Origin of the sequence: Bacteroides cellulosilyticus DSM 14838 (genome assembly GCF_000158035.1) — a bacterium.
Classification (GTDB): domain Bacteria; phylum Bacteroidota; class Bacteroidia; order Bacteroidales; family Bacteroidaceae; genus Bacteroides; species Bacteroides cellulosilyticus.
The window spans coordinates 1,050,061-1,052,198 of sequence record NZ_EQ973490.1 but is presented as its reverse complement, the minus strand read 5'-3'; the positions used below and the strand labels follow the sequence as shown (position 1 = coordinate 1,052,198).

The 2,138-nt window shown below is 37.6% G+C and carries 4 protein-coding genes; 1 reads left to right on the top strand and 3 read right to left on the bottom strand.

Annotated elements, in window-relative coordinates; all coding sequences use genetic code 11:
* The coding region (locus tag BACCELL_RS08555; protein WP_007211309.1) for a DUF3836 domain-containing protein at positions 1 to 303 on the top strand (303 nt) is incomplete at its 5' end.
* A 46-nt stretch (positions 304 to 349) separates the two neighbouring features.
* Here BACCELL_RS08555 and BACCELL_RS08550 read toward each other — a convergent pair.
* The 3 genes from BACCELL_RS08550 to BACCELL_RS08540 are packed head-to-tail and all read right to left on the bottom strand — an operon-like array spanning position 350 to position 1,825.
* A complete protein-coding gene (locus tag BACCELL_RS08550) occupies positions 350 to 1,291 on the bottom strand; it encodes a HipA domain-containing protein (protein ID WP_007211308.1) in 942 nt (313 codons plus the stop codon).
* Between the two features lies 1 nt (position 1,292).
* Entirely contained in the window at positions 1,293 to 1,619 is a 327-nt protein-coding gene (locus BACCELL_RS08545) for a HipA N-terminal domain-containing protein (protein ID WP_007211307.1), read from the bottom strand.
* The gene (locus BACCELL_RS08540) at positions 1,616 to 1,825 is read right to left on the bottom strand and encodes a helix-turn-helix transcriptional regulator (protein ID WP_022209728.1); all 210 of its coding nucleotides are present in this window, start codon (positions 1,823 to 1,825) and stop codon (positions 1,616 to 1,618) included. Before BACCELL_RS08540 ends, BACCELL_RS08545 begins: the two co-directional genes overlap by 4 nt.
* Positions 1,826 to 2,138: the final 313 nt, after the last annotated feature.

Below are 2,138 nucleotides of genomic sequence, written 5' to 3'. Positions count from 1 at the left end.
GAGTTGATAACCGCTAAGACTATCTTTAAGAATGAAGACGGTCACTTGTTCCGCCACCTCCGTTATACTTACACTTATGATAACGAAAATCGTGTGACCAGTAAAGAAGCCTCCAAATGGGACAGCTCACAAGAGGCTTGGGTTCCTTATTTCAAGATGGATGTTTCTTATACCAATAGTGAAGTTGAACTTAGTTATGCCCGTTGGAACTCCAAGAGTAACGCTTACGATAGCAATATTCAAAAGAGTTTTTATGAACTGAACGATGCTGACGCAACTTTGATGCTGGCAAGCACTAAATAACTATATCAATCGCATACAGGATGAGGGAGACTTGAACGGATCTCCCTTATTTTATTATGCCTAGTTTACTATTTATGACGTTGATGTATTGTTTTTGCATCGTTTCCGGTAATAAAGATTGTCTTATAAAATCTGACCAGCTTTGTTCGGCTTTCGCGAATTTTTTAAATAGATTGTCTATGATTTTCTCTTCAATGCCCGAAGCGGTAATAGCTATAATAAAATCCTTCTTTTTTATTTTACTTTTCTTTCCATTCAAGGTCAGTGCCAGTTCTTCCGTGTCTTCAGGCATAACTAATACTGTAGAAAGCATATCATAAGCCGGAGTTAAAACATAGTTTCCTTTACTCTGGCTATATAAAGAAAAGTTCTTCAGGTGCATGTCAGCATTCCCTGTAACCCATGAAAATATCACTTGCTCCCAAAAGTTGATGAGGTCTAATTTGGGGGTGGAGGAATATTTCTGTATCAGTTTTGCTATCTGTTCATAAGAACCTTTATACTTGTATTCAGTTAATCGTTCGGCCAATTGACACATATCTTCTATAGGGAGCTTCGTCCCATCTTCACGTCTGTCAATGCGTCGTGTTATGTAACAAAGTTCGCCATCCTGAAACCGTATCAAAGAGTGTGGCACTACTTTGATTCTGACTATTTCAGCCAAATGCATAGTAAGATCTTCCAATTCCGGAAGGTAAGGATATAAATCAGTTTGTGGTTTCAGTATGTATCGTCCCCAGAGACCGACGATTGTAAAACGTTCCGGTTCGTTCCTTTCTCCTTTGTGAATGTCTAAAGATAATTTTGCCTGTACTCCTGTTAATGTGGTTTGGCTTCGGATCACCTGTTCCGCTAAGTCGGCTAATTGATTCCTGACGTATGGGAGGATAGGAGGTACTTTCGTACCAAATATTTTTTGAGAGCAAGCCGGATGGAAATCGCGGTCTCCTTCTCTTAATTTTTTATAGCAATACAAACATTTTCCCATATTATTCCTCGGTTTGATTAGGTATGATACTAACTGCGCCAATACAATCTCTACAACATGCAAGTAATAGAGACATTCTGTCCCGTTGATTAATTTTCCAGCTTTTTTCCGCTATATTCAGTAACCAGCCTTCGGGGATTAATCCGTCAAAAAAAGGAAATAGAACTTTATCCTGATAAGGTTTATCGGTTAGCGGCATAGTCAGACTGATTGCTTCCGAGTGAGCAGATTCCAGAAAATCTTTATCATACAAAAATGTATATCCGTTTTCATCTTCTGTCAATGTTCCTGCCTTATAATCGTGCAGATAGACTGATGCTCGCTTCATAATTCTGCATTTTTAGGCATTGGAACGGCACCTACTTCCATTCCAAAAAGATTCAATACTTGATTGACTTTATCCAATCTTAAAGTCTGTTTACCTTGCTCTAATTCGCGGATAAAGCGGAGCCCTACACCGGACTTTTCTGATAAATCAACTTGTGTAAGTTCATGCTGCTTACGCATCTCTTTTACGTATTTTGCTAAAGCCATATATTTCATATTATACCCGTTTGGGTACAAATATAATAATTATCTTCTTGTTTATACCATATCGGGTATAAATAGTTTGTCTTTATATCTTGATTATACCCACTAAGGTATAGAATAAGTATTCATGATTCATTTGCATTTGCTTTTTTATTATTTCCATACCTATCGTCCGCTTTTATGCGGACACTTGTCCGGAAATGAACATCGTTTAAATTTGAATATTTGTTGATAATCAGTGATTTACTGTTTTGACACGCCAATTGACTATATATAGTCGAAGGCGGTTGACAAAAACTTCCTCTCGAAAATCAAG

Coding starts and splice junctions, on each gene's coding strand:
- BACCELL_RS08550 (WP_007211308.1), bottom strand. CDS start 1,291: ATGGGAAAATGTTTGTATTGCTATAAAAAATTAAGAGAAGGAGACCGC.
- BACCELL_RS08545 (WP_007211307.1), bottom strand. CDS start 1,619: ATGAAGCGAGCATCAGTCTATCTGCACGATTATAAGGCAGGAACATTG.
- BACCELL_RS08540 (WP_022209728.1), bottom strand. CDS start 1,825: ATGGCTTTAGCAAAATACGTAAAAGAGATGCGTAAGCAGCATGAACTT.